At 41.0% G+C, this 24,926-nt stretch carries 22 protein-coding genes; 9 read left to right on the forward strand and 13 right to left on the reverse strand.

All coding sequences use genetic code 11. The annotated features are described in order from the left end of the window. Positions 1-40: 40 nt before the first annotated feature. The 9 genes from CDG79_RS12300 to CDG79_RS12340 form a co-directional block, all read right to left on the reverse strand. Positions 41-2,239, reverse strand: a complete 2,199-nt coding sequence (locus tag CDG79_RS12300) for a putative baseplate assembly protein (protein ID WP_094342390.1) — start codon at positions 2,237-2,239, stop codon at positions 41-43. 99 nt (positions 2,240-2,338) lie between these two features. Next, complete coding sequence (locus CDG79_RS12305; RefSeq protein WP_094342391.1) at positions 2,339-2,752, reverse strand: GPW/gp25 family protein; 414 nt, start codon at positions 2,750-2,752, stop codon at positions 2,339-2,341. Between the two features lie 35 nt (positions 2,753-2,787). Then, the gene (locus CDG79_RS12310; RefSeq protein ID WP_143855470.1) at positions 2,788-3,210 is read right to left on the reverse strand and encodes a hypothetical protein; all 423 of its coding nucleotides are present in this window, start codon (positions 3,208-3,210) and stop codon (positions 2,788-2,790) included. Positions 3,211-3,334: 124 nt separating this feature from the next. Continuing rightward, positions 3,335-3,832, reverse strand: a complete 498-nt coding sequence (locus tag CDG79_RS12315) for a PAAR domain-containing protein (protein ID WP_094342393.1) — start codon at positions 3,830-3,832, stop codon at positions 3,335-3,337. Between the two features lie 122 nt (positions 3,833-3,954). Beyond that, positions 3,955-5,685: a VgrG-related protein gene (locus CDG79_RS12320; RefSeq protein ID WP_189524976.1), complete on the reverse strand. Its 1,731-nt coding sequence runs from the start codon at positions 5,683-5,685 to the stop codon at positions 3,955-3,957. Positions 5,686-5,765: 80 nt separating this feature from the next. Then, positions 5,766-6,329, reverse strand: a complete 564-nt coding sequence (locus CDG79_RS12325) for a CIS tube protein (RefSeq protein ID WP_094342395.1) — start codon at positions 6,327-6,329, stop codon at positions 5,766-5,768. Between the two features lie 33 nt (positions 6,330-6,362). Further along, positions 6,363-9,719, reverse strand: a complete 3,357-nt coding sequence (locus CDG79_RS12330) for a hypothetical protein (RefSeq protein ID WP_143855471.1) — start codon at positions 9,717-9,719, stop codon at positions 6,363-6,365. Positions 9,720-9,742: 23 nt separating this feature from the next. Beyond that, complete coding sequence (locus CDG79_RS12335) at positions 9,743-10,267, reverse strand: phage tail protein (protein WP_094342397.1); 525 nt, start codon at positions 10,265-10,267, stop codon at positions 9,743-9,745. Beyond that, positions 10,267-10,506: a hypothetical protein gene (locus CDG79_RS12340; RefSeq protein ID WP_094342398.1), complete on the reverse strand. Its 240-nt coding sequence runs from the start codon at positions 10,504-10,506 to the stop codon at positions 10,267-10,269. Before CDG79_RS12340 ends, CDG79_RS12335 begins: the two co-directional genes overlap by 1 nt. A 192-nt stretch (positions 10,507-10,698) precedes the next feature. Between CDG79_RS12340 and CDG79_RS12345 the strand changes: the two genes are divergently transcribed. Then, the gene (locus CDG79_RS12345) at positions 10,699-12,603 is read left to right on the forward strand and encodes an eCIS core domain-containing protein (protein ID WP_223278108.1); all 1,905 of its coding nucleotides are present in this window, start codon (positions 10,699-10,701) and stop codon (positions 12,601-12,603) included. A gap of 210 nt (positions 12,604-12,813) precedes the next feature. Here the strand turns inward: CDG79_RS12345 and CDG79_RS12350 are convergent, their stop codons facing one another. From CDG79_RS12350 to CDG79_RS12365, 4 genes are read right to left on the reverse strand one after another with little or no spacing between them, the layout of a single operon-like run. Next, positions 12,814-13,467 carry an FHA domain-containing protein gene (locus CDG79_RS12350; protein ID WP_094342399.1) on the reverse strand — a complete coding sequence of 218 codons (654 nt, stop codon included), beginning with the start codon at positions 13,465-13,467 and terminating at the stop codon, positions 12,814-12,816. Further along, positions 13,445-15,577, reverse strand: a complete 2,133-nt coding sequence (locus tag CDG79_RS12355) for a substrate-binding domain-containing protein (RefSeq protein ID WP_094342400.1) — start codon at positions 15,575-15,577, stop codon at positions 13,445-13,447. The genes CDG79_RS12350 and CDG79_RS12355 overlap by 23 nt, the downstream gene beginning before the upstream one ends. A gap of 43 nt (positions 15,578-15,620) precedes the next feature. Beyond that, positions 15,621-16,295, reverse strand: a complete 675-nt coding sequence (locus CDG79_RS12360) for a response regulator transcription factor (protein ID WP_094342401.1) — start codon at positions 16,293-16,295, stop codon at positions 15,621-15,623. Positions 16,296-16,318: 23 nt separating this feature from the next. Beyond that, complete coding sequence (locus tag CDG79_RS12365) at positions 16,319-17,440, reverse strand: sensor histidine kinase (RefSeq protein WP_094342443.1); 1,122 nt, start codon at positions 17,438-17,440, stop codon at positions 16,319-16,321. Positions 17,441-17,929: 489 nt separating this feature from the next. Here CDG79_RS12365 and CDG79_RS12370 point away from each other — a divergent pair, with 489 nt between their 5' ends. The 8 genes from CDG79_RS12370 to CDG79_RS12405 all read left to right on the forward strand — a co-directional run bounded on the left by CDG79_RS12370 (position 17,930) and on the right by CDG79_RS12405 (position 24,789). Then, positions 17,930-18,769 (forward strand): Pvc16 family protein, encoded by an 840-nt coding sequence (locus tag CDG79_RS12370; protein ID WP_094342402.1) that lies wholly within the window; start codon positions 17,930-17,932, stop codon positions 18,767-18,769. A gap of 30 nt (positions 18,770-18,799) precedes the next feature. Continuing rightward, positions 18,800-20,461: a phage tail sheath family protein gene (locus CDG79_RS12375; protein ID WP_094342403.1), complete on the forward strand. Its 1,662-nt coding sequence runs from the start codon at positions 18,800-18,802 to the stop codon at positions 20,459-20,461. Positions 20,462-20,604: 143 nt separating this feature from the next. Further along, the gene (locus tag CDG79_RS12380; RefSeq protein ID WP_094342404.1) at positions 20,605-21,060 is read left to right on the forward strand and encodes a phage tail protein; all 456 of its coding nucleotides are present in this window, start codon (positions 20,605-20,607) and stop codon (positions 21,058-21,060) included. Between the two features lie 127 nt (positions 21,061-21,187). Then, positions 21,188-21,682: a phage tail protein gene (locus tag CDG79_RS12385; protein WP_223278109.1), complete on the forward strand. Its 495-nt coding sequence runs from the start codon at positions 21,188-21,190 to the stop codon at positions 21,680-21,682. A gap of 11 nt (positions 21,683-21,693) precedes the next feature. Continuing rightward, positions 21,694-22,041, forward strand: coding sequence for a hypothetical protein (locus tag CDG79_RS12390; RefSeq protein ID WP_094342406.1), 348 nt, complete (start codon positions 21,694-21,696; stop codon positions 22,039-22,041). A 248-nt stretch (positions 22,042-22,289) separates the two neighbouring features. Continuing rightward, positions 22,290-22,673, forward strand: a complete 384-nt coding sequence (locus tag CDG79_RS12395; RefSeq protein WP_094342407.1) for a hypothetical protein — start codon at positions 22,290-22,292, stop codon at positions 22,671-22,673. Then, entirely contained in the window at positions 22,637-22,819 is a 183-nt protein-coding gene (locus CDG79_RS45150; RefSeq protein WP_094342444.1) for a DUF6760 family protein, read from the forward strand. Before CDG79_RS12395 ends, CDG79_RS45150 begins: the two co-directional genes overlap by 37 nt. After that, entirely contained in the window at positions 22,816-24,789 is a 1,974-nt protein-coding gene (locus CDG79_RS12405; protein ID WP_094342408.1) for an FHA domain-containing protein, read from the forward strand. The genes CDG79_RS45150 and CDG79_RS12405 overlap by 4 nt, the downstream gene beginning before the upstream one ends. The last annotated feature ends 137 nt before the right edge of the window (positions 24,790-24,926 follow it).

A 24,926-nucleotide genomic window follows, 5' to 3' on the forward strand; every position in this document is an offset into this window, starting at 1 on the left:
ACTAATAACCAATGACAAATGACAAATGACAAATGACAAATTAAGAATTACGAATTACTTGGATGTCGTGATTTGAACGTAGATTGGTATCAGCCCAAGAACATATCAAACCTTCCGATCCTGGGTCAATTAGTTGTTCTGGTGATGGTTGTCGTCGCCAATTTTCTCCTTGCTTGCGGATGGGAAACAGCAGGACGGGGCCTAAATGACGCACGCCTGGGGTTTGTTGTAGTAATGCGACAATATCGGATGTATAAACGGGTCGCCCAAATGGCCAACCTTTACCGTCCATTCCTCCAGTTAAGGGATTTAAATATTTATACAGTAATACCCTTAAATTACGACGAATTTCTTCGCTGGCAAAAGGGTTGTTGTATGCTGGCTCTAAAGCAACTTCTGTCTGTACCGAAACACCTACGTAATTCGGCTCTTGTAATTCTATTTGTACCCCTAATAACCGTCTTTCATCTAAGTAACTCAAAATTTGCTCTTGCAGTGCATTACTGAGAGCAAATTCTTCTGGTGTCATGCCATCGCCTTGAGCGATCGCATCTGTGTTTGCATAAGGAACTATCAGTAAACTAACTATACCAGCTTGTCTCCGAGAATTTGCTGGCAAACACCGGACACGCGCGATCGCACCAGCACCCGCCTGTTGAGTCAAAACTTCAAAATCTTCAGCAGTGACGGCGCGATCGCGCGTGCGGAGGATGCGGGGAGCCTTCATCACAGCCTGTTCCAGCGATTCGGCATCCGCACCATTGATTGCTGGTACGCGATTGACTACACTAGCAATGTATGGATACGCAGACTTCAAAAACTGAATTGCCCCAGTTTGCACATTGCCTTCCCTACCGCCACCTGTGCGATAAGTAACCATTTTAATCTCTGCACCACGAGGAGGAATCGCCCCATATTGGTGTTCAGATTGGTTGTTTTCCAGAACTTGTACAGATGTGTCGTCTAGTGATGGTTGCTGAATTCTTGAGCGCACCTGGGTATGCTGTTTAAGTTGGCTAGGTTCCCGAATCAGAGGCCCAAACTGGATTGTACCAGTCAGCGAATCGATGGTGTAATGGAAGTTATGTGGCCCAGAATCAGCAAAATCTCTCACCTCAGTCCACTTCTGAGGCAAACCACCACTGGGAGTAACTAGGATATACTCATTTTCTCGGCGTTCTAAAATTGGGGAAGTTTGTAACTGGAAACTCTGGCCGGGTGTACCATCACTAATTCCCAATCGCTCATCTAGAATCAACGTACTGTGACTAGCCCTAACAGTACCGCCAATTGACTGCACTGCTAAACCAATAATTCTTGGCGGACGATTGTAACCAGATTCATTGGCTTCTGTACTAATAAAGCTACAGCGCAACCAGCGACCTCGGTAAGAGGTAAAATTAGCCACAGGCCAAACTTGAGGTAAGTGCAAACGCACCTCTGCACCTTGAGACGGGTTTCCACCCTGTTGGGCGATTTCATAAAAACTGAAACCGCGAGTTTTATCATCTGACTCTTGCAATAAAACTGCTTGCCAGTTTTCTCCATCCCAGGCTTCCCACTTGCGGGGCGGTTGATTGGGGTTAATCCCAGCAGGGGTAGCCGCAGCCCCTTGGAAAATAATTTCTAAAACATTAGCATCTATTGGGTCGTCAGAATTAATTGCTAAATAAAAGCAGTTACCAGGCTGGGGTTCCTCTTCAAATATCGGTTGTTCGTTACCTGTCCAGAAACCGTTAGATTGACGAGTCCAGGAAGTTGTGACTCTTTCGCGCAGAGATTGGGGAATATCTTCGGTGGTTTGGGCAGTTAAGAAGTGTTGGATGCGGGGATTGCCGATAATTAGAGGAGAATCTGTACTAAAAGTAATAGCTTCTGTAGTTTCAGTGCGGATAGTTGAGGCTTCCAATCCGGCTGGAATCGTGTAGGCTTCGGGTAGTGCAGCGCTTAAGTAAAAAGTTAATTCCGTGCGGGCTGGGGCGGGTGGTTGGAGACGAATACCCAGTAATTCTAGGAAAGCGACATAATTTTTGCGAGGTACTTGGTTGAATCTGAGCAACATTTGGTCAGTTAACCAAGCAAATAACTCAATTAGCGTAATTCCTGGGTCGCTGAGATTGTGGTCTGTCCATTCTGGACAGTAGCGAGGAATACGCATAATACATTCTTCCACCAAATCATCGAAGGCGCGATCGTCTAAGTTAGAAGAAGGTAATTTCGGTAAAAAATCAAAGTTCATACCAATTTAAAAAAGAATGTGACAGATATAAGCCTAGAAACCCAGATGAAATTTAGCTTTCTTAATTTTCAATTTTCAATTTTTAATTTTTAATTTGTATCACGATTCCTCCCCAGCTGAAACCAAGTAATAAGGATAAACAAAACTATAAATATCGGGGCCGTCTTTGAGTCGATAATTGATGATGATGTCCACTCTGCCACGCACAGGATCAGGATCGGTGATAACTTCATCGATAGTAATACGTGGTTCCCAAACCTCTAAAGCTTCCAAGACATAAAGACGGATTTGCAGTAGGGTATTGCTATTCAAAGGTGCAAACGCCAGTTCCGACAAGCGCGAACCAAAGGTAGGTCGATAAACCCGCTCACCTACTCCTGTGCGGAGGATAATCCAAATAGATTCTTTTACTTTTTGATCTTCACGGCTAAGTTGTATCCCACCTTGCACACTTAAATGCAGTGGATAAGCCCAACCTGTTCCCAAATAGGCTCGTTCACGACCATAAACCATTATCTGGCACTTAGACAGTTGTTACATGGATATCTTCAAAGATATCGGCACAGAAGGTTTAAGCCTATTCGCCAAAGGTCGAGATAATTACTGATTCGTAATTCGTAATTCAAGACTGATTGCCTTCCCCTTTGAATTAAGTTTCGATGACCATGTGTCTTTACCGTCTTGAACTCTTTATATTGGATAAAAAATGTAGCTGCCAACGCAATTGCATCATTCGCATGAGTTTCTGGGCATTGTTTCGACTTGTCTTTTTTGTTTTTTACAAGTCCTAGCTGAGTGCGATATTTACCTGTATTTAAGGAATCCACCTCTACAACAGGGGCTATTTTAGACGCTTGGGATCTAAACCATTCCTGACCAACAGTTACAGGGGAGATACCAAAACCATTTTTCTTAGTATTGCCACCACATGATTCATCTCTGATTTCAGAAATGGGAATAATTTTAGACATTTCTATTAATATCCGTAATTCCATTTCTCGGTTAGCCTGTGCCTTATCTCATTGCCCTAACCAACTCTTACATTGCATACCGTGAACCTAGCGAGCTAGGTGTTTTGCAAGCCATAATCTTCACTCAACCGCCAATGAGAACAGTAAAATCACCTTTGATAATTTTATTCGGTGGCCCTAATGCTTCTATAATAGTGTCGCCCATCCGAGAAGCAGGTAGGTTGTTAATCAGCACAGTCTGGCTACCGTCAATCACAACCCCAGGGCCGTGAGGAGGTATGGGCAATGGTGTAGCGCAATTATGAATATCAGCACCTGCGGCAGCAGCAGCGATCGCACTACCCATAGTAGCTGCTGATGTTGCCTTGGTAGTTTGTTCGGTAGCTAAAGCACCAGGTAGTCCTGGTGTACCAGCAGCCGCTAAGGTAGCAGCTTCAGCTACTTGAATAGCTGTATCAGAAACTTGCTTGGCGGATTGCAAAGCTGGTACTGCTGCGGCAAGCACGCCCCGCCACGCAGGTAAAGACCCAATCAACACATTGGGACTACCCGGCCCTCCTGTTAAAACTGGGGGTAAAGGATGCGCCACATTGTCAGTAATTCGTGCTGCCGGTTTACCCATCACAACCTCCTATAGTCTTTTTAATTACCTGTTTCGTCAAAAATTACGAATTACATTAGCGTAGCGGTAGCGAGTCCACGAGCGTCATTACGAATTACGAATTACGAATTACGAATTACGAATTAGTTAAGTCGAATCAATGCACCTTTGACTGTAATCGTGCCGTTGGCTGAAATGTCTATATTTCCAGCAGCATTTAATGACATATTACCTGTTGATTTCACTGAAACAGATTTAGCCATATCGTCCATTTTGATTTTATGACCGCCTTTGGTTTCAATCTCTATACACCTTTGACTATCATTGAGATATATTTTATGACCGTCTTTCGTTTCTACGCGAATACCTGTTTTACTACTTCCTTTATCCTCTTCAACAAACTGTAAAACATGACCAACGCGAGTCTTAATGGTGCGTAATCTTACACCACCTGTAACAGAATCATCTACCTTTTCTGGTGGTGCATCCTTCCCGTTCCATACCCCGCCAATGATGTAGGGACGGTGAATATCGCCATGTTCAAAACCTACCAAGACTTCATCATTTACCTCTGGTAAACAATCGAAACCTCTGTTTTGACCTGCTCCCAAAGCTACAACTCTCGCCCAGTTACTTTCATGTTCTTCTGTCATCGTTGGAAACTTGACTTTCACTCTGCCCATTTTCTCTGGGTCTTTATTATTAGTCACAATTCCTACTAATAAAGTCTCAGATGGTTGTAAGCGTTTTTCTGTAGATAAAGTTGTGAATAAGTTCCCAGAACGTAGTCCTCGGACGCTGAAATAAGTTTCATAAACTCGCTGATTGAAGAAATGGCGTGTTTCTGTAATATAATACTTACCATTATACTGATTGCCCATACCCTCAAGTTTAACAACTCGTCCTGGACGAATCTCAGGATTCCCTGTCGCTTTGGCATCTGCATAAACAAATTCTCCTCCCAATTCATCACACAAAGCCTGAGCCATAGCCTTTGCCTGATTTTCACTGGCAACAGGTTTATTTACAATAGTCATTTTGGGCGACTTAAGATTAGAAAATGCAGTACTTGTACTACTTCCTAGCTTATTACCTGTTTCGGTTACTTGCTTCTCTTTGATGGCTGTTTGACTAATCAATCTTTTCTGACTATAGTCCCAGGCACGGACTTCTACAGAACTCACCTGTTCAGCACTGGTGACACGGGTACTAAATTTACTAATATCAACTAGCCATTTTAGTGGTAAATCTCCCTGAACTCTTGGGCTGCAAAAATTTATCTTGTCCTCTGTAATAAATAATTCAAAACCAATGCGGGCAGCCCTTTCCCGCAAAAACTCCATATTAGTTTGGTTTTCTTGGAAGACATATTTATGAACTTCGCTAGTTGGCTCTATCCTACCAAGTTTTATCCCTACTTCTTTAACTACTTTTTTGACTATATCGCTATCAGTTTCATTCAAAAAAGAACGATTATAACGACCTCTATGAAGACGATGAGAAATGTCATAGCCACGAACAATGATATCAGCTTCAGATTTTTCATTGAAGTGAACTTCCATTGCTGTAATTTCACCTTGGATGAGAAACTCTTCTAAATCTTTTTTGAAATTAGGATCTTGAGTAGTACTTCCACTAAAACCCAACTTCACTTTTTTCCCAATCTTAAATAGCTGCTCATATCGCCAAGGCTTGTTTTCTGAACGTTCAGAAGTGGGAAGATAGCTATTATGTACTACTAGAGTAAACATTGCTGGTAAATGAAGGCTTTCTTCTATGGTGATTTGCAGTAAATCTTTCATTAATTCTGAAGAATCACCTAGTCCTTCTATCTGGATTTTAGGTTCACTTAAATAGAGGCTTTCTTTAGACATAATTATTGTTTTAATACCATAAAGTTTTCAGATAATCATTGAATTATAAAGTAGTTAAAAATTAATGTTTAAGACTTCGGCTACTTTTGTTTATCAGTTTTTCCGAGCTTTTGATTTGGCTGACGAGCTTTGCCTTTAGAAGCTGATTCTTTGCTTGCAGGAAGGTTTGCTTCATCTACTTGTTGTAAGGCTATATCTACCATTGCCCTGACTGGTGTACCATCAGTAAGAAACATACTTAAAGTGTAAGTTAGGCTTGTGATTACACAATAAAAATACTCTGTTCCCCAGATAAATCTATAAACAGGTGGGCGCGTATCAGGCTTATCATCGATACCTTCTACACCTTGCTTAATAATGTTTATGTACTTCATTACCGATTCTTTAGTTTCATAAGTATCGAATAATAACTGTTTAAGTGTGAATTTGTAAGGATCAAGAGCAGAAAAGTTAACTTTAGGGAAAAGTTTAGTAGTTCTATTCCCTTTTTCACTTTCCCACGTCACACTTCGAGTAAAACTAATTTCTGTAGGATTAAACATCAATTCAATATCTTTCGTCGCTCCACTTTTATAAGCCACAAGTTTAGCTTTCTCAAGTTGCGGTTGACGCTTTTGAATAACAATAATTGCTGGACTTGCCATTTAAATATTTCTCCTAAAAGTATTGAATTACATTTACCAAGGTAATCGACCTGAGTAACCGCCATGACGCTCTCGCTCAATTTCTATGCGTTGTCGTAATCTGTTATAAATTTCACGCGCTAGAGCTTCTAAATCGCCTGTATCATCTTTCTTAGTTTCTCCAGAAGACAAAGAAGTATTATCTATCGTCTCAGTTACTGGTTGTATTTCTCTAGATATGTCGGGTGGAGTCACTTCTCCACCATCAGCAAAGCCTCTAGGTGTAGGAAGGTGTTTAGCAAAAACTGGTGGCGACTCTGAAACATGAGAAAAATCATAATTTTGGCTATTAGATTCTCCATCATTAAAGTTAAAGCTAGTGAATTCATCGTTATTTCCATTGAGTAAATCTTCAACACTTGACCATTGAGAAGGTGTATTTGACCATTGGGTAGATGTGTTATTCGTAGGACTTACTTTTCGGAAAATCAGGGGAGGCGATGAGTATTGAGGTGAAGCTTCACCGACATCAATTGTTTCATTTTGAAGAGGATGAAGCTGTGGAGAATTAAGAATCGAAAGTTTCTGTTTGCTAATATTCAATCCCAAGGAAGAAGGAATTAAAGAATTGGATATCTCAGGTGAATCAGTCTCAGTGCTTTTTAGCTGTAATGAAGTGTCTGAAAAAGAATCGACTTTAGTCGGAGTCTCTGGAGAAGTTGTTGCTTCTGGTTCTGTAAGATTGGGTGTCTGTAAACTTGGAAGGATAATATCGTGCGGTATTCCACCAGTGTTGATGTGATGTAGTAGGGGTAAATTCTTCTGTGCATCCCTGGTATTAATCACAAACTCCCCAGGCGTAAGCATTGCAGGTACTGTATCTGAGGGTGCTATGTGCTGACGATTTTCAACGGGGGAATCTGTAACATGACCACCAGTCGCATAACCTTTAGGTGCGGGTTTTTGTGCGATCGCATTTTGCTCAACTTTCGGTGCTGTGCTTACCTCATCTTGTGGATAAGTTGGGTTTTCTAGAATCTCTGGATTATCCCAGGTTAATATTTCAGGATTTTCTGATTCTACTGTTTGTTCATTATCAATAATTTTTCTAAAAATACTTGCTTCTCCAACAATTTCAGGTGAAGTGGCGGTAATTGTTGGTGCTTCAATAATTTCAGCTAAACTGGCGCTAGCTACCGATGCTTCACCAATTTCAGGCGAAGTGGCGGTAATTGTTGGTGCTTCACCAATCTCAGCTAAACTGGCGCTAACTACCGATGCTTCAACAATTTCAGGTGATGTGGCGATAATTGTTGGTGTTTCATCAATCTCAGCTAAACTGGCACTAACTACCGATGCTTCAACAATTTCAGGTGATGTGGCGATAATTGTTGGTGTTTCACTAATTTCAGGTAAACTGGCGCTAACTACTGGTACTTCACTAATCTCAGGTGAAGTGGCGATAATTGTTGGTGCTTCACTAATTTCAGGTGAACTAGCCCTAGCTACTGGTACTTCACTAATCTCAGGTAAAATGGCGATAATTGTTGGTGTTTCACTAATCTCAGGTAAACTGGCGCTAGCTACTGGTACTTCACTAATCTCAGGTAAAATGGCGGAAATTGCTGATGTTTCAACAATTTCAGGCAATGCTAAGATGGGATAATTTTCTGTAAACTCGCTGGTAATATCCTCATCACGTTGTAGTGAAGTCACATTTGCTGAGATATTAACAGCTATACCAGACTGTGACTCTGAAGTTATTAACTCTTCATTATTATCAGAGTTGCTGAATAAACTAGGTGTGTCTTCAATATAGGCTGAAGTAGATGTTAACTCAACAGGCGCACTGGCTAGAAATTCACTTGTAACACTCAAATCAACTTCCTGACTTTTACCAGTATCTGGAAAACCTTTTTTGTGCAATGAGAGAGGCTTTAAATTCTCTCCATCCCCTTGTAAGGAAGTAGGCTGGAGGGTTGCGTTTTGCGTTAGATTTTCCATATCCTGTGAAAACTCAGGATTAAATTCTTGTTTTACTACAATTGGTTTGTTTACAAATGAAGGTTCAGAATTAGATTGCAATTCTCCAGTATTTTCATCATTTGCTAAAGGAAAAAGTAATGTAGGATCGCTATTAACATCAGGTGAAGTAAGTGCTGACGGTAAAGTTAAATAATTTTCAACTACAGCATTATCTGTAACAAAATCATTTGGGTTGCTTTTTAATAGCAAGTCTGTTTTAATAACCTGATTTGCATCAAAATTATTATTTATATTTGTTAACTCTTCTTCCTGCGATGGAGAGATTAAAGTTGGTAAATTCTCTTTCGATTGGATTAAATTTGTTTGAGTAGTGCTAATTTTATTGTCAACGATAGAAGAAACGTGATGTGCTTGAATATTTTGTTGTGAAGGCGTTGGGCTGACTGAACTATCTAAAACATTAGCTGAGTCTGATGCTTCAGTGATTATTGTTTGATTATTATTGAGAAACTTATTAGATGGAGTAAATATTTTTTCTACATTATTAGTCAAAGGATATTCTCTAGACGGATCTTCGACTAATTCACTTGTATTATTATCTAAGTTAATCTTATCTTGTAATGGTAAAATGCTTTCTGTTACAGGCAACTCTACACTGGGTGAGCTAGATGGAAACTCAGAAGTTGGGTGCAGATTATTGCTAAGAGTATTCCTGAATAAAGTCGATGTATCCTCAATTAGAGATGGAGTGTTTACTGTTGTATCAGTAACATAATTATTGTTATTTATGGTGTTCTCTGAAGCACTATCCAACTGGAAATTTGGGGTTTCTAAGTTAGCTTTAATCGATAGAGATTCTTCGTCATTAATAGTAACATTATTTTCATTAACAAATTGTTCAACATTTTTAGATGGCGATGATGCGATCGCCTTTTTAGCTCTAGGTTTTGATTTTGACTTTTTTGCTGCTGGCTGTTGAGGTTTATTTGGTTTTTTTGATTTAGATTTACTTTTGATATTTAATTCTTGCGATGTGTTGTTACTCGTATTTTTTTCAATGGGAGTCGGCAGTATTGCTGGGATACTGTCTTTTACTGGCTTATTACTATTAATAGTACTATTATCTAGTGGATCTATTAAATCATAAGAATCAAACTCAATTACGGAAAACTCACTATTTATATCCTCAGCATCCCAACTATCCCAACCTATTAATGGTTGAATCGATGGCTCATACTGACGAGACAAGAAAAACTTAGCGGATGTGACTAATGGTGGTTTAGTTTGTATTGTACTGATAAAATTACTTCGTGAATGCAAAGAATGAGATTCTTTCTTCAAGCTCATTCTCTGAGGATTCGACAAAGGTGATATTACCCCAAGGGGATGAATATTGTTTCCTAATGAAGATTGAATAATTTGCATAGTTATAGTTTAAGAGTAGCCAATTAACTAGAAACGAAATATCCTGTTTTTTGATTTCGTTGTACAGAAGTGCCTCCTCCTGTAGACCTTGCTATTTGTAAACCTTCATAAGCTAAAGTTAATTCTTCAATTGCAACTGCTTTTCCATCTGCTTGGAGTGCAGGTGTTTTCCAGGTTATGGGAATAGCGCCAATCAAAGTCCAACTCATCATCGTTTCACCAGCTTGGTTAAAAATCAGAATATTGACATTACGTCGAGATGTTTTCTTTTGTTCATCAAAAACTGCATTCATCCAGTTCCAAAAACCTGGATGATCGGTAAATCCTCGCTTAAGAGTTATGTCTGCAAATTCTGTATGACCTAAATAAATTCTTTGCTGGTCGTTGACACCACCTTCCTGAAAAACATTTTTCTTAATTTGAACACTTAATCCTGAACATTCAGCGAAAGATGCAGCAATAGAACTGTCTATTTCAACATAGAACCGATTAGTAGTAACATAATTCAATTCGTGAGTAATGTTGCCGTTATTAGCGCCTGTAGCCATCACAACCACCTTTGAGAATCATAACTACCTACCCTTTCTCGCTGCGATCGCAGGTCTTCTAGCAAAAGTTTATACACGTGTTCTGTAAGTTGGTTCATCAGCCGTGAGTCGTTGAGATATTTACTTGCCGTTTTAGCCGCCTTGGTAGCATCAGATGCGGCTGAAACCCCGGCGTATCCAGCAGTACCGCCAACATCTCCATCGAAGGTGAAAAAACTTTGTTGTTGTTTTGAGTCCATAAATAAAAAACCTCTCCTAGAATCCAGGCTAAAGGTACTGCATCAGAATCAAAAGTAGCCAAAAGTCGAACTTAGTTTTTGCCTAAATTTAAACTTTTGAGGAATTGTGTAGAAAATGCGATCGCAGTACTCTAGATGTTAGTAACAGCAAAATCATTCATCTAGCTACTACTTGGGTAACAGGATAAGAAAATGAGAGAATATGTCAGCCGGAAGAAACAAACTACTACAGGCTTCTCAATTCCATCCCTGAAACACCCAACACGCGGATTTGGCTTGGAGTCGTCGGCAATTTCACGCCAAGCGGTTCCTAAAATACAACCACTTCATCAACTAGTTACTCACGATATCAGTCACATACCACTGCGATCGCAAGCAAAACTCTCAATAAGCCAGCCTGGAGATATTTACGAACAGGAAGCTGATAACGTCGCACAACAGGTAATGCAAAGAATGGCGCAACCAGTAAATCGCCAGTCTATCCAACGAGAAGCATTACCAGAGGAAGAAGAAGAATTACAGATGAAACCGATGGCAAATTCCATCACGCCTTTGGTGCAACGAGAAGCATTGCCAGAGGATGAGGAAGAATTGCAGATGAAATCTCTGGACAATAGCACACTGCAACGAGAAGCATTACCAGAGGATGAGGAAGAATTACAGATGAAATCTCTGGACAATAGCACACTGCAACGAGAAGCATTACCAGAGGATGAGGAAGAATTACAGATGAAGCCGATGGTGCAGCGCCAGGCTGGAATGGCTGCTGCGCCTGACTTGGAAGCGTCTATTAATCAGGCAAAGAGTGGGGGACAGTCAATGGCTGACAACATCCGCAAACCGATGGAAGAGGCGTTTGGCGCTGATTTCAGTGGGGTGAAGGTTCACACGGATGGTAAATCTGACCAGTTAAATCAATCAATACAGGCGCGGGCTTTCACAACGGGACAGGATGTGTTTTTTCGGCAGGGAGAATATAATCCAGGGAGTCGAGGGGGGCAAGAGTTGTTGGCGCATGAGTTAACCCATGTTGTGCAGCAGAATGGCGGGGCTGTGCAGCGAAAAGCCATGCCAAAAGAATATCTCCAAGCTAAGTCAACCCTACAGAGTGGGGAAGCGATCGCAGAATTGAGAGATTTTCAGGAAATGGCCAATAACAGCCCACAAACTCAACAAACACCTCAATTGCAGGCGATGGCTGACAATTATTCAGATCGACAACAACCCATCCAGAAAAAAGAAAGCCTTACAGAAGCAACCACAAGCTTAACGACTGCTTTCTCAAGTGAGTACGTAGTGCAACGGCAGATTAAGATTAAGGCTGATAAGGGTAAAAAAACAAAAAAATACGCAAATTTTAAGGCTTTTGAAAAGTCCCCGTCCTATGAGACACTCATGGGCAGTCTTGCTGAACTCGATGTCGATCCAAAGGTAGTTGAATTCCACCTCAAACAACTCTTTTCCACGGAGGTAGAATTCGAGAACGAACAACATTTTACGGAAGCACTAATTTATGACATCCAACATAAGAGTATGCCGGATCGGGAGCATACTTTACAGGAGCAGTACATGACACTTTACGGCTGGAAAAAACGCGAGGCTGGAAAGCAACCAGCAAAGGCTACTGGAGCAGACGAACGCGAAGTTGAGACATTGAAGGTATACCGGACAATGAAATTAGAGGACTGGAAAGAACTTGAAGGAGGTAATAACGCGAAGCTAAGTGGGCATTTAGGAGACTTCAAACAGGCTCAAAACTACTTATATCGTAAAAGCCCTGAGCCTAAAGTACTTATAGAATTCACACTGCGTCCCGGAGCCGAACGGGATTTGTTTAATACTGGGATAATGGCGTTCCCGGATGTAAAGGGAAAGACTGTGCCAAATTTGATAAAAAGCACATTGATACAAGAAGGAACGAGCGACTCATTCGCCAAGGCCTCAACGAATGAAGGCACAGCACCAGACAAGGTTGGAATTAAGTCAGAGGGTGGTGAAGCTGGGTTTAGTCTGGGGATCGGTGGTGGCACATCGCCTGAAGTATTTATGGGATTAGTTGCAGACAAGAAGGTTATTGGGAGATCGGAAGCAGAATAGAAAGCAGAACATAGACCTTCTCATGTAGCAGCTACAGCGCGATCGCCAATCTTGTAGGGTGTGTTAACAAAGAAACGCACCAAACCAATCTAATGGTGGATACTATGAGAGATATTAATTTGGCATGAACAATGAGTATTTTCAAATCGAAGGGTAGTTGATAACCCATCAACTACCCTTCGATTTTGACAGATTTTAGTAACTGTTTTACTACACAATATATACCGTAAAATTCACTAGATTATCCTGACCAAATCGCAATGAATCGCCATTGAGTAGGCGATATTGCATACCAGGAGTGAGAGAATTGTTGTTTAAATAAATACCATTTGTACTCATATCAACAATCATGTATGCATTTTGCGACCAGTCCCAATCGACTCGTGCGTGACGACGAGAGACTATTCCCTCACTGGGGATGCCAGTCAAGTCAATTTCGGGTGGTGCTATTCCTGGACTCTGACTGCGGCGACCAATATAACCTCCTTCCCCAACAAGGTGAAATTCTCTACCGGTGCTATGAATCAGCTTTAAGGCTGGCGCTCTTTGAGGCGGAGGGGTATAAACTGGAGGTGTTGGTTGATAAGCAACCCGTGGCTGATAGACTGTTGAATAATCAACAGGGGCTTGTTGAGGAGGTTGGTAGTTAGGTTGGTCTGTTGCTGGCCGCTGATACTGAACAGGCGGAGGTTGGTTAGACGGTTGTTGGTTAGACGGTTGTTGAATAGGTGGTTGTGGTGTAGGGGAAACTACATTATTCACAGGGCCCACAGGAGTGGAACACCAGGGACAAACCTTAGCATTGTTAGGCAGGGCGCGGTTAAAATATTCGCAACTAGGATTAGGGCACCGATTTGCAGGCATAGGAATTTATATCATCAGGCATAGGTTGTAAAGCTACAAGACCTACTTTACTAAGTAAACACTGACCCTGACGAGTGGTTAGCATCTGGGCAAATGTAGAACCACCAGGCAGGCGGCTGCTGTCTTTAGGGTACACTACAAAAATAGGGTATCCCAGGGGGTAGCTTTGGAAAGTTGTGACATCAACATAATAATCATCATGTTGACACAAGTCATCTGAGGGATTAATTGAGCGGCGATCGCGCCTTTGAAACAGAGGTTGAATTGCTGACTTTTTACCATCTGCGATCGCTAGCGGATAGCCAGTACACTGACTCGAAGTTTTACTGATAATGCCAAAACTGATAATACCAGTGGTTCGCCCCTCTAAAGTCTCACTGCGGATCTGATTTTGGGTTTTTGTTGTATCAAGTTTAGTAACTTTCGCTGTAAATAAAGCTTCGTCTTGAGGGGCATTTTTGAGAATTATTTCTTTAAATTTACTGATTGCTTCTGGTTCAGTTGGAGCAAAAGGTTTCACAGTCAGATTTGGAAGTTTGGGACTAATTTGCTGCCAATTGGTAATTTTACCTGTGTAAATTTGACGCAATTGCTCAATATTTATTTGCCCACCCAGAGCATTAGCAAGATTTGAGTCTCTTTTATTAAATGCTACAAAAACAAGTAATCCATCATAAGCAACTTGTCTTTTAGTAAGTTTATCTGTGATGTTGTCTGCCAAACTAGTAATTGCAAAATCTTTTTTGCTTGTTTGGACTTCTTCAATACTTTTAATCGGATTATTTATATTAGATGACAAAACAGATTCATAGTTAAATGTTGCTGTTGCATCTGGCTTTGGTCTGGTCAATAAATCTCCTAAACGACTGTTGTCTACCGATTGCGTCAAAACAAAGCTCCATGTACTGTCTTTTTCTCCTGTGTAAGTAAATTGTCCAGAAGGGACGTTAGGGACTTCAGAGAAATTCCGCACAAGTCTAGACCAGAGTATATATTGATTAGGATTATCTGTTTTCTTGCCCAAAAGCCAATATAAAATTCCCCCGCAAAGTAGTAATAAAGCCAGAATCCCTAACAAAATTAAAGGCATTGGCAAAGGCTTTTCTATTACTTGAGAAGCTGTAGAACGCACCGAACTATTACCACGATCTTCTTTAGGAAGTTGTAGCAGTGCTTGACGAGCCGTTTCCGCATTCTCGAAAGGAGTTTCTAGCCCAATTAGGCGATAAATAAACTGCTTCAAATGGCTATCTGTATCTGGCCATTGTTGATTATCTCTAGGGTCGAGAGGCTGGTTGGATAAAAAATTAATTGTTCTTCCTGCCCATAAATAAAAGGCTAGCAACCCTAATGATTCTAAATCTTGCTCAGGTCTGGCGGGTGCGGGTTGAGTAATAATAGGTGGAATAAATAAGTTTTCCCAGATAGCTAAATCGCAAAAGTATATAGAGAACTTTTGATTTTTTTCTACTTTAATTAAAGTACTATCTAAATTAATGTTGCCGTGAGTTATACCCAGTTGTGTTTGATTGGAGGGGAAACGCAGCTTTTGGGTGTGGAGAAACTGGAGAGTTTGTAAACCTTGATTTAGTACCTCACGCACATCAAGAGATGTCATTGCTCCCTTTTCTATGAGATACTTACCTAAAGTTTGGGATGACTCTATTCCTTGAGTAATTAAATAACAACGCTCTCCTTTTTCATCTGCGATCGCTTCTTTAGTTTCCACCAGACGGAAGTTTTGAATTCTACTATCGGCTAAACTTACCCCACCCACCCGTTTAAAAGTATCTTTGCGCTTTTGAGTCTCGCTTTCATTAAAAGAACGATTGGGTAGTAGGTATTCTTTGATGATGACAGGTTGTTTGTCCTTGAGTTGGATACCTGAGTATAAGCGGCCTAAACCCCGCACACCAATAAAACTAGCTATTTGATAAGTCCCCTGATTTCCTTTAATCTCAGCCTCCTGTGGTAAAGTTGCCGGAAAACCACATTCCAAGCAAAACTTAGCTCCCTTGATTTGCTGCGCCGTTTGGAAGGGGCGATCGCAACTTAAGGGAGAATTATATGAACAGGGGTATTCTTGATAAAAAGATTCAAATGAAGGCATAAGCAAAGAGTTTCGTGAATTGCGCCGATTACTTTCGTCGCGCTCAAGCGTGAACTAATCCTAACTTGAGGGCAGTTACAATAGCTTGAGTCCGGCTAGTAACCTTCAATTTTTCAAAAATACTGGTGAGATGCGCCTTAACAGTAGCAACTGTTACATATAAATGTTTAGCGATTTCTTCATTAGAAGCACCTTGAGTTAACCAGTATAAAACCTCTTGCTCTCTTTCGGTTAAATGCACTTCATGACATGCTTTTAGACAAGAATCTGAGTAAGCCTGAAAAAACCGGAAAAATCGACTAGCAACTTCTGAAGGTAGATAAATTTCCGCTCTTGTAACAGTCTCAATAGCCTCACACAATTGTGTTGCTACACGATTTTTAAACACATAACCTGCGGCTCCCGCCTGCATTGCTCTAAAAATCCAGTCATCTTCTTGATGAGCCGACAACACTAAAATCTTGCCAGTGTAAGCAGTTTCCTTAAGACGTGCTAAAACTGTAATCCCATCACATCCCTTCAATTGCATATCCAGCAAAATTAAATCTGGACACTTTTGGGCTGTAAACTTTAAAACCTGCTCCACAGAATCTGCATCACCGATAACTTCTACAGGTAAGGCAGAATTAATACTATAGAAATTGAGAAGAGTACGTAATCCTTGGCGGAACCGTTCTTCATCATCTACCAACAAAACCGAAAGTTTATTATTATTCATTTTTGTTAATTACGAATTACGAATTAATTCCCGCTCCTTGGTCGAGGTAAAATTACAGAGAATTGCGCTCCACTTTCTGATAAAACTTGCGCCCAAATACTTCCTTGATGATCCAAAATAATTTTCTTAGCAATAGTTAAGCCTAGTCCTGTACCTCCTTTACGCCGGGAATAAAATGGAGTAAAAACTTTTTGTAAATCCTCTTGAGATAATCCTATACCTTGGTCGGAAATTTTAATTAAAACTTCATCTTGAAAAATTTGCCAGCTACAGGTAACAGTTCCTGAATTAGGACTAAAATGGACAGCATTACTGAGAATATTGTCAAATACTTGTTTCATTTGCAATCTGTCTATTTTCAGTGTCGTTGATGTATCGGGAATCGATATTTTAATTTTTTTCTGATTAATTAGGGGTTGTAAATTTGTGATACTTTCAACAACTAAACTTCTTAAATCTTGGAGTGTTACCCTTAATTTTGCTCCTTGTCCACAATCAATAAGCTCGTTTAAATTAGTATCTAAATCTTGTATGCTTTCGCCAATAATTGTTGCTTGTTCTTGCCAAGGACTATCTTCTAACCCTAAGCATAAGTTATGTGCATATAATCCTATAAGCCCTAGAGAGTTACGTAATTGATGCCCTATTCGATGCAAAACATCTTCTAGGAGTTGAATTTCAGTTTTTTGTCTTTCATAGTCTAAGTAAATATCTACATACTTACTCAAGAGCATAGCAGAGCGTTTAACAGACACTTGCAAACTCTCTAACAGAGGTTGATGAGTGATGATTTGAATATATTCAGGTTTTTGATTCCTATAGGCTATGGGGCAAATGTAAGAAATTGATGAAAAATCCTTAAGTTTAAATTCATGCAAAGTCAAAGCAGGTGGAAAATTTGTCAGCCATGCTTCTGAGCGCAAATAATCTAAAGTTTTTCGAGAAAAAGGAGCTTGGTTTTGACCATAACTTATAACCTCCTGATGATTTTTCTGCAAGCAATCATGATAGACAATCCGAGCGAAAAGAATTGGATATTGACTAGTTAACTGCTCAGACTCTAGCTGACAAAAGCTCTGAATATCTGAGGAATTCAAATAATTCGAGCCATTCTCTAGTTTTTGTACAGAAAAGCCTAGTGTCATAGCTTCACTCGCTTTTTGCAACCAAATGTTTTACCCTTCTGCCGATCAGTATAAAATTATGCAGTCTCAGTAATGTTTATTTTTTTGTTAAGTTATCTTGTTAGATAGTTAATACAAAGAATTATTAAGTTTTTATTTGGATGCACTTCCCCTTTTTCTAAGTATATACAATATCTATGGTTGTTGTTTGCAGTACAAGTAAAATGCCCAGTCCACAAAAAAATGTAGTGCATCCCATTAAGAATTGCTCCAGACTAATCTACAAACTGAAGTTACTGTTTTTCGGATTTTTGAATTTAATATCTTCCAGTTCCCTCAATCATCATTCTGGGAAAATTGGGGAATGGGTAATGGGTAATCAAGACTCAGGAAGAGTTTTTCAATTCCCTATTCCCAATCCCAAAAATATCGACAAAAGTCTAATTAACTTTAGAAGGCTGATACATATACTGTAGATGCATCTGGATTAGCTACCAGCAGAACACCTTCATGCTTATCTTCGTTCTTCAAACTTTAGCCGAAATTCTAGCTGGAGGAACCTCACTTACCAGTACAGAGCAAATTGACTTTAGCCATCCTGGTAATCGAAGGGAAGAGGGAGCAGGCCCGACTCTCAATTTATACATTTTTGATATACGTGAGAGTAAGCAGGTACAACATTCTGGTAGGCAAGTTGAGCGCAAGCTAACACGCGCTCTACAACCTGCCACTGTAAATTGGGCACCTGCTTGGTTTGATGTTTCGCTGCTATTAACAGCCTGGGATAGAACAGCTTTAGGTGAGCATCACTTTATTAGTGAGGCGTTGGCTGTGCTTTTGCGCCATCGCACCTTAGAAGAGGAGTTTTTGGTTCCTGAGTTACGGGGCTATGGTAATTTGAACATGACAGTTGCCCTAGAGCCACCAATTGAAATTGGTTCTTTATGGAGCGCTCTGAATGTGCCATTGCGTTCAGCCTTATATTTGACAGTTACAATCCCCTTCGAGCCACAACCTACTCCAGTACCTTTGGTTTGGGAGCGGATTTTCAATTTGCGAAATCAATTGTCTCGTGATAGTGACAGTCTAGTATTAACCAGGCGAGTTGCGATCGCGGGTATTGTCAAAAGTGCGGTGACAAATTTACCGCTGGTAGCGACAGAAGTAGCTGTGAGGGGAACTGAAAAATCCATATTAACCACTAAAGAAGGGTTGTTCTTCTTTGAAGACCTTCATTTAGGTAATTATGTTTTGACTCTGAATCATCCTGGCTATTTACCCCAAAACGTCAATGCATTGGTAGATAACCAAAGTCATACTTTCAAAGAAATATTTCTAACTCCTGAATAATTAGATTTTTACTGACTTGGAGAGACTTTCATGGCTAGACTTGATTACTTTGCTCCTGGTGTCTACATCGAAGAAATTGACCGGGGTAGCCGACCAATTGAAGGTGTTAGCACAGCAGTGGCCGGATTTGTCGGCTTTACAGAAGATGTTCGCGGTGGGGCTGAGTTATACAAGCCCATGCTAGTAACCACTTGGACACAATTTTTAAACTACTTTGCGCGTCCCAACTCTGACGGCTTCACCGACTTCAACGCCTATTTACCCTTTTCAGTCTACGGCTACTTTATGAATGGGGGCGGTCGTTGCTGGATAACCAGCATCGGCACACAGTTACCAGGCGCACCCAGACCGGCAACTCCAGAACCGGCTACTTTAAGAATCAACTCTAGAGGTAATCGTCCAGCCCTCCGCTTTACTTTGCGCCCTGAGCAAGCATCAGGCGGATTAGTAAATCTCGTCATTATTGATGGTTCACCCCGCGCCCTACCCGAAGGTACTGAAGGAGAAGCGCCTCCAAATACGGGTGAATATTTCACCATCCAAATTCGTCGCGGAGATGAACTTCTAGAGCAATACGAAAACTTGACAATGAACCGCGAGCCTGCTGCTCAAGCAGCAACTTATGCGCTAACGGCATTGAGAAATTCCATGTATGTCACTCTAGAAGACATAACTCAAAGTGGACAGCCTTTAGCTCGTCGTCCGGTTAATGGTCAATATGAACTAGCACCGCCCATTGTCGCCGCCCCACCCGATAGATTTTCACAAAATTTAGAAGGGGTACGAGACGATCGCACCGGGGTACGCGGTATCTTTGAAGTTGATGAAATCACAATGCTGGCCTGTCCTGATGTGATGCGGGCTTATCAAGAGCAGGTGCTGAATTTAGATCAAGTTCACGGCATCATCGAGTTGATGATTAGTATGTGCGAGGGTTCTGCCAGTGGCGATATTCCCAATCCGCCCAACCGGATGGTTGTACTGGATGCGCCACCAGATGCCGTTAAACCTCAGCAAGTAGTGGAGTGGTTGAATAGATTTAATCGTCGTTCAATGTTTGCGGCCCTTTATTATCCTTGGATTAAAGTACCCAATCCACGCGATCGCGGTAATCCAATTTTAGTACCTCCTTGTGGTCATGTGATGGGTGTTTGGGCCCGCACTGACGAAACCAGAGGAGTTTACAAAGCCCCTGCAAATGAAGTTCCTAGAGGCGTAATTGGTTTGGGCTATGACACCAACTTCCGCGAACAAGAACTATTAAACCCTTTGGGGATAAATTGCATTCGTAGCTTCCCCAACCGAGGTATCCGCATTTGGGGTGCGCGCACTTTAGTTGAGCCAGATAAAACAGAGTGGCGTTACATCAGTGTGCGTCGGCTCATTAGCTATATCGAAAAATCCCTAGAATTGGGAACTCAATGGGTAGTTTTTGAACCGAACGACCAAGATTTATGGGCACGTGTAACCCGCACCGTCAGTAATTTCTTAGAGCGCATCTGGCGTGAAGGTGCTTTATTTGGGGCATCTCCAGCACAAGCATTTTATGTGAAGTGCGACGAAGAATTGAACCCACCAGAAACCAGAATTTTAGGACGTTTGTACATCGAAGTCGGTGTTTGCCCAGTCAGACCGGCTGAATTTGTTGTTTTCCGCATCAGCCAATGGAATGGCATTGAAGATAGCGAATAGGGCATGGGGCCAAGAATTCTCCTAACTCTTTCTTGTACAGACGCGATTTATCGCGTCTCTCCCCATTCCCCATTCCCCATTCCCCATTCCCCATTCCCCATTCCCCATTCCCAAATTAATTACACACAAAGGAGTCTAAAAGTATGGCAGGCGAATTTTTAACCTCTTGTAAATTTTACTTCGAGGCAGATGGAATTACTGATAAATTTATCAAAGAAATTAGCGGACTAGGCGTTGAGAATACCCCAGCGCAAGAAGTCCACGGTTCATCTAAAGGCGCTAAAATAATGCGTCAAGCTACACCAACTGTTGTTAAATTTACTAACATCACAGTAAAAGTCATCGCTACTGATGATATAGACCTTTATAAATGGTATCAAGATTGTAACGAAGATATGGGCGATCCTCGGAAGTGGGCACAGAATCGTAAGACCGGTTCAGTGGTTGCTTATGACCAACAAGGCTCTGAAAAAGCACGGTGGAACATTGTCAATTGCTATCCATGTAAATATACTGGCCCTACATTAACTGCCTCTGGTGGTGATATGGCAAATGAAACAGTTGAATTGGTTCACGAAGGAATTAAACGAATCAAATAACCGTAATTACGTAAAGCCTGCGGCATAGCTTTGCTTAGAACGTAGCGGTAGCGAGTCCGCAAGCGTCATTACGAATTACGAATTACGAATTACGAATTACGAATTACGAATTACGAATTATTTAACAGTGGTACAATCCGCAAGCCGAATTCCAGAAGTTCTGACAGCCCATCGGTTCTATTTAGAACTGACACTAGAAGGTCAAAACGATGCCAATTGCTTCTTTTTGGAGTGTCAAGGCTTCAAAAGAACACAAGAGGTAATTGAAATTTGTGAAGTTACTTCTCAAACCTGGGGTACAAAAGGGCAGTCAAAAGGTCAAGTGGTGAGAACTAAACTTCCTAGCAATCCTAAAAGTGGTAATCTCACTCTGCGTAGAGGTACCACTAAATCTATGGATTTTTGGAAGTGGTTTGAAAAAGTCGAAAAAGGTAATTGGTCTGGGCAACGTAGACTTGTTGCTTTGTCTATTTATAATCAGGCAAATGAAGAAGTAGCTAGATTTGAATTAGCCGGTGCTTGGCCCGCAAGTTACAAAATTGCCGATGTTAACGCCCGCAGCCATGACATCGAAATTGAGGAAGTGGAGGTTGCTTTTGAGGAATTTAAGCGCGTGAAGTAATTAGGAGGAGTATGTTTTCTACAGAGTTTGAATTTACATTGCCAAAAGGATATCTAGACTCAGAAGGCAACCTCCACCGCAAAGGTGTAATGCGGTTATCAACGGCGATAGATGAGATTGCACCCTTGCGTGACCCACGCGTTAAAGCTAATCCTGTTTATGCCACAATTATTATCTTGTCACGAGTGATTACCCACTTGGGTGCTTTATCAGAAGTGACTCCTGCAATAGTAGAAAACTTTTTTGCCCAAGATTTAAATTATCTCCAAGATTTTTATCGTCGAATTAATGGCTTGGAAAGCGAAACTTCCATACCAGAAGATACAATAAATTCCCCCGAAGTAGTTCTTCATAATTGAATGGGGCATTGGGGGATGAGGGAGATGGGGAAAAAGAACTATTTATTATTGCCAAATGACCAAATTTAACTAATTTTGGGAGTTTAAGTGAAGAGCAAGTAACAAGTGGGAAGTTTTGTAGCGGAGTCTAAATCACCGTTACAAAACTTAATTACGTTAGCGTAGCGGTAGCGAGTCCGCTTTTAGCGTCTCGTAGAGAGCATCATTACGAATTACGAATTACGAATTACGAATTATTTTAATTACCTATGCGCCGTAAAAAGGATACTCTCTGCACAGAATTTGCCTTCACTCTTCCTAGAGGATTGAGTGATAGCGAACAACGAATACATCGTCATGGGGTGATGCGTTTAGCCACCGCCAAAGATGAAATTTTGGTGCAACAAGAGCGCAGAGTTCAGGAAAATCCAGCTTACGGCGTATTAGTAATGCTTGCACGGGTCATAACTCGCTTGGGCAGTCTCAATTCTGTTAGCCCTGATTTACTTGAAGAACTGCTTCTACATGACATTGCCTATCTCCGAGAATTTTATAATCGAATTAATCAGCAAGGGAATGTACATATTTCGACACAATGTCCCCAGTGTAATACTCAATTTTCAGTCGAGCTAGAACTAGCGGGGGAGTCGTAAGCTACCCCTCTGATACTTTATATGAGGAGGTAGCTTTTATTGCTTATCATTTCCACTGGTCACAAGATGATATTTTAAATTTAGAACATACTACCCGTCAGCGATGGGTGGCAGAAATCAATAAAATTAACCAAAAATTAATATGAAAGTAAAAGTTAGCTACTCACCAACTCTCAGTGAAGTCAAGGAAGTTGACCTTACCACAGAAGCTACAACCAGAGGAGAATGGTTAATAGGTCGTTCTCCTGATTCTGATTTAGTCTTAGACAGTCCTGATATCAGTCGGGTACATGCGAAGTTTTTTGTTAAAAGTGGAAATTACTACTTCTCTGACCTTGGCAGTAGAAATGGCTCAATATTTAATGGGAAACAAGCTGAAAAAGAACGACCATATTCTTTGAGTGATGGAGATATTATTAGGATTGCAGATTACGTTCTAATTTTGGAAGCAGTTGCTCCTGCTTATGAACAACCAGAGACAGTCTTTAGAATTATAGACCCTTCACTGTTTTCTCGGCCGCGATCGCCTGAAAATGTCAGCGCTGCCAATGTTGCCAATCCAGCCCCAGAAGTAGTTAACGAAGTTCCAACGCCAATTAGTCAAGAAGTAAAAACACCTTCCCCAGAAACCAGCGAAATCTCAGAAGTTGTTGCTACTCAACCTGATGATGTCATCCCGGTTGTTGAGGTAATCGTTCCTGAAAACATCATTCAGGCACCAGAAGCAATCAGCGAAGTTCCTCACGATAGCCATGATGAAGTTGTGGATTTGCAAACACCAGAAGTCAGCGCCGATAGTGAGGAAGTTTCTTTTACTGTAGCTGATGATGCGATCGCAGCACCTGAAAACATCATCGAAACTCCTGAAGAGGCAAGTGTTCTTCCAGAAGCGACTCACGATGAGGTTACAGACTTTGAAGCAGCACTGGCGGCAGAATCTACTTTTGTACAACGGCGTGATACAAGTGCCATTCCCGAAGCTACCGACCATGAGGATGCAGAGTTAGAGGCTGCACTAGAAGCAGAAGTCACTTTCGTACAGCCGCGTGACATTTTCCACCAACTATCTGCACAGAGTGCCATTACCGAAACTACTGACCATGAAAACACAGAATTAGAGGCTGCACTAGAAGCAGAAGTCACCTTCGTACAGCCGCGTGATATTTTCCACCAACTATCTGAGGAGGAGAGTAGCGTTCCCGAAGCTACTCATAATGAAAATGAAGTAGTAGATTTAGATACACCAGTTGCAGAAGAAGCTACTCCACATTTTGGCGAATTTGTCAACAAAATTCCTGAAGACGAAGACATTCAGTCGCCAGAAACATTGAGCCAAGGTACACAAGATATCAATGATGAACTGCTAGATTTAGATAGGTCATCAACAGCAGAACACAGTGTAAATATTAACGAAGTAGAACCTAGTTCGGCTGTTGATGAAACAAGAAGCGAAGTTTCTGAAACATCAACTGCACCTGACAATATTGCTGCGGGAGTTTTCAGCAATCAATACATTGATTCGAGTAATCCAACTACAGAAGAAGCCAGTGTCGATGTTAATGATGTTGTTCCAGTCAGTGAAGTTTCTCAATTAGCTGATATTCAATCTTTAGAAACAACAGACAGTGAAGCTTCTGAGAGGATCAATCAAACTATTCAAGAGGTTCCTGAAATAGAAACAACTCAATCGGATGAAACTCCAGAAGAAACAAATGTCAGTGAGCCTCCGCAAGCGATTATTGAAAGAAACATAGTACTCATCGCTCATGAGAGCAAAAAATCAGAACTTGCTGAATTTGTTTCTCAACATCAAGAATTTTTCTCACAGAGCTTTACAATTACCTGGCCATCTGTTAGCGAAGTTTTACATCAACAGGCGGGAATAACTATTAGTCAACAAACCCCAGCACCAATTTCTGGAGGGTATCAAACAATTGCTTCATTGGTTGGAGCAGGAGAAATTTTAGCAGTTATTTTCCTGAGAGATTTGCTGCAACCTCAGCCTGGTCAAGCAAATGAAGAAGCGCTGCTAAGGTTATGCACTATTAATCAAGTTTTCCTGGCAACTAATTTGCCAACAGCAGAGGCAATTGTGCATTATCTTAAACAGATATAGCCCTACTTAATCATTCGTAAGCAACAATATCTCCGACTTCTTAAAGAAGTTGGGGATATTGGTATTTCGAGAAAAGTTGCAAATTGCATAGAATAATTTCAATGATGAAAATTAGGATAAAAAATATGTATATTTTA

Source organism: Nostoc sp. 'Peltigera membranacea cyanobiont' 232, assembly GCF_002245985.1.
GTDB lineage: Bacteria > Cyanobacteriota > Cyanobacteriia > Cyanobacteriales > Nostocaceae > Nostoc.

Excerpts from the sequence above, each read along its gene's own strand:
- CDG79_RS12300 (WP_094342390.1), bottom strand. The coding sequence starts at position 2,239 with ATGAACTTTGATTTTTTACCGAAATTACCTTCTTCTAACTTAGACGAT.
- CDG79_RS12340 (WP_094342398.1), bottom strand. The coding sequence starts at position 10,506 with ATGGACTCAAAACAACAACAAAGTTTTTTCACCTTCGATGGAGATGTT.
- CDG79_RS12405 (WP_094342408.1), top strand. The coding sequence starts at position 22,816 with ATGAAAGTAAAAGTTAGCTACTCACCAACTCTCAGTGAAGTCAAGGAA.
- CDG79_RS12315 (WP_094342393.1), bottom strand. The coding sequence starts at position 3,832 with ATGGGTAAACCGGCAGCACGAATTACTGACAATGTGGCGCATCCTTTA.
- CDG79_RS12380 (WP_094342404.1), top strand. The coding sequence starts at position 20,605 with ATGGCAGGCGAATTTTTAACCTCTTGTAAATTTTACTTCGAGGCAGAT.
- CDG79_RS12310 (WP_143855470.1), bottom strand. The coding sequence starts at position 3,210 with ATGTCTAAAATTATTCCCATTTCTGAAATCAGAGATGAATCATGTGGT.
- CDG79_RS12335 (WP_094342397.1), bottom strand. The coding sequence starts at position 10,267 with ATGGCTACAGGCGCTAATAACGGCAACATTACTCACGAATTGAATTAT.
- CDG79_RS12355 (WP_094342400.1), bottom strand. The coding sequence starts at position 15,577 with ATGCCTTCATTTGAATCTTTTTATCAAGAATACCCCTGTTCATATAAT.
- CDG79_RS12345 (WP_223278108.1), top strand. The coding sequence starts at position 10,699 with ATGAGAGAATATGTCAGCCGGAAGAAACAAACTACTACAGGCTTCTCA.
- CDG79_RS12350 (WP_094342399.1), bottom strand. The coding sequence starts at position 13,467 with ATGCCTGCAAATCGGTGCCCTAATCCTAGTTGCGAATATTTTAACCGC.
- CDG79_RS12375 (WP_094342403.1), top strand. The coding sequence starts at position 18,800 with ATGGCTAGACTTGATTACTTTGCTCCTGGTGTCTACATCGAAGAAATT.
- CDG79_RS12370 (WP_094342402.1), top strand. The coding sequence starts at position 17,930 with ATGCTTATCTTCGTTCTTCAAACTTTAGCCGAAATTCTAGCTGGAGGA.
- CDG79_RS12365 (WP_094342443.1), bottom strand. The coding sequence starts at position 17,440 with ATGACACTAGGCTTTTCTGTACAAAAACTAGAGAATGGCTCGAATTAT.
- CDG79_RS12395 (WP_094342407.1), top strand. The coding sequence starts at position 22,290 with ATGCGCCGTAAAAAGGATACTCTCTGCACAGAATTTGCCTTCACTCTT.
- CDG79_RS12305 (WP_094342391.1), bottom strand. The coding sequence starts at position 2,752 with ATGGTTTATGGTCGTGAACGAGCCTATTTGGGAACAGGTTGGGCTTAT.
- CDG79_RS12360 (WP_094342401.1), bottom strand. The coding sequence starts at position 16,295 with ATGAATAATAATAAACTTTCGGTTTTGTTGGTAGATGATGAAGAACGG.
- CDG79_RS12320 (WP_189524976.1), bottom strand. The coding sequence starts at position 5,685 with ATGTCTAAAGAAAGCCTCTATTTAAGTGAACCTAAAATCCAGATAGAA.
- CDG79_RS12330 (WP_143855471.1), bottom strand. The coding sequence starts at position 9,719 with ATGCAAATTATTCAATCTTCATTAGGAAACAATATTCATCCCCTTGGG.
- CDG79_RS12325 (WP_094342395.1), bottom strand. The coding sequence starts at position 6,329 with ATGGCAAGTCCAGCAATTATTGTTATTCAAAAGCGTCAACCGCAACTT.
- CDG79_RS12390 (WP_094342406.1), top strand. The coding sequence starts at position 21,694 with ATGTTTTCTACAGAGTTTGAATTTACATTGCCAAAAGGATATCTAGAC.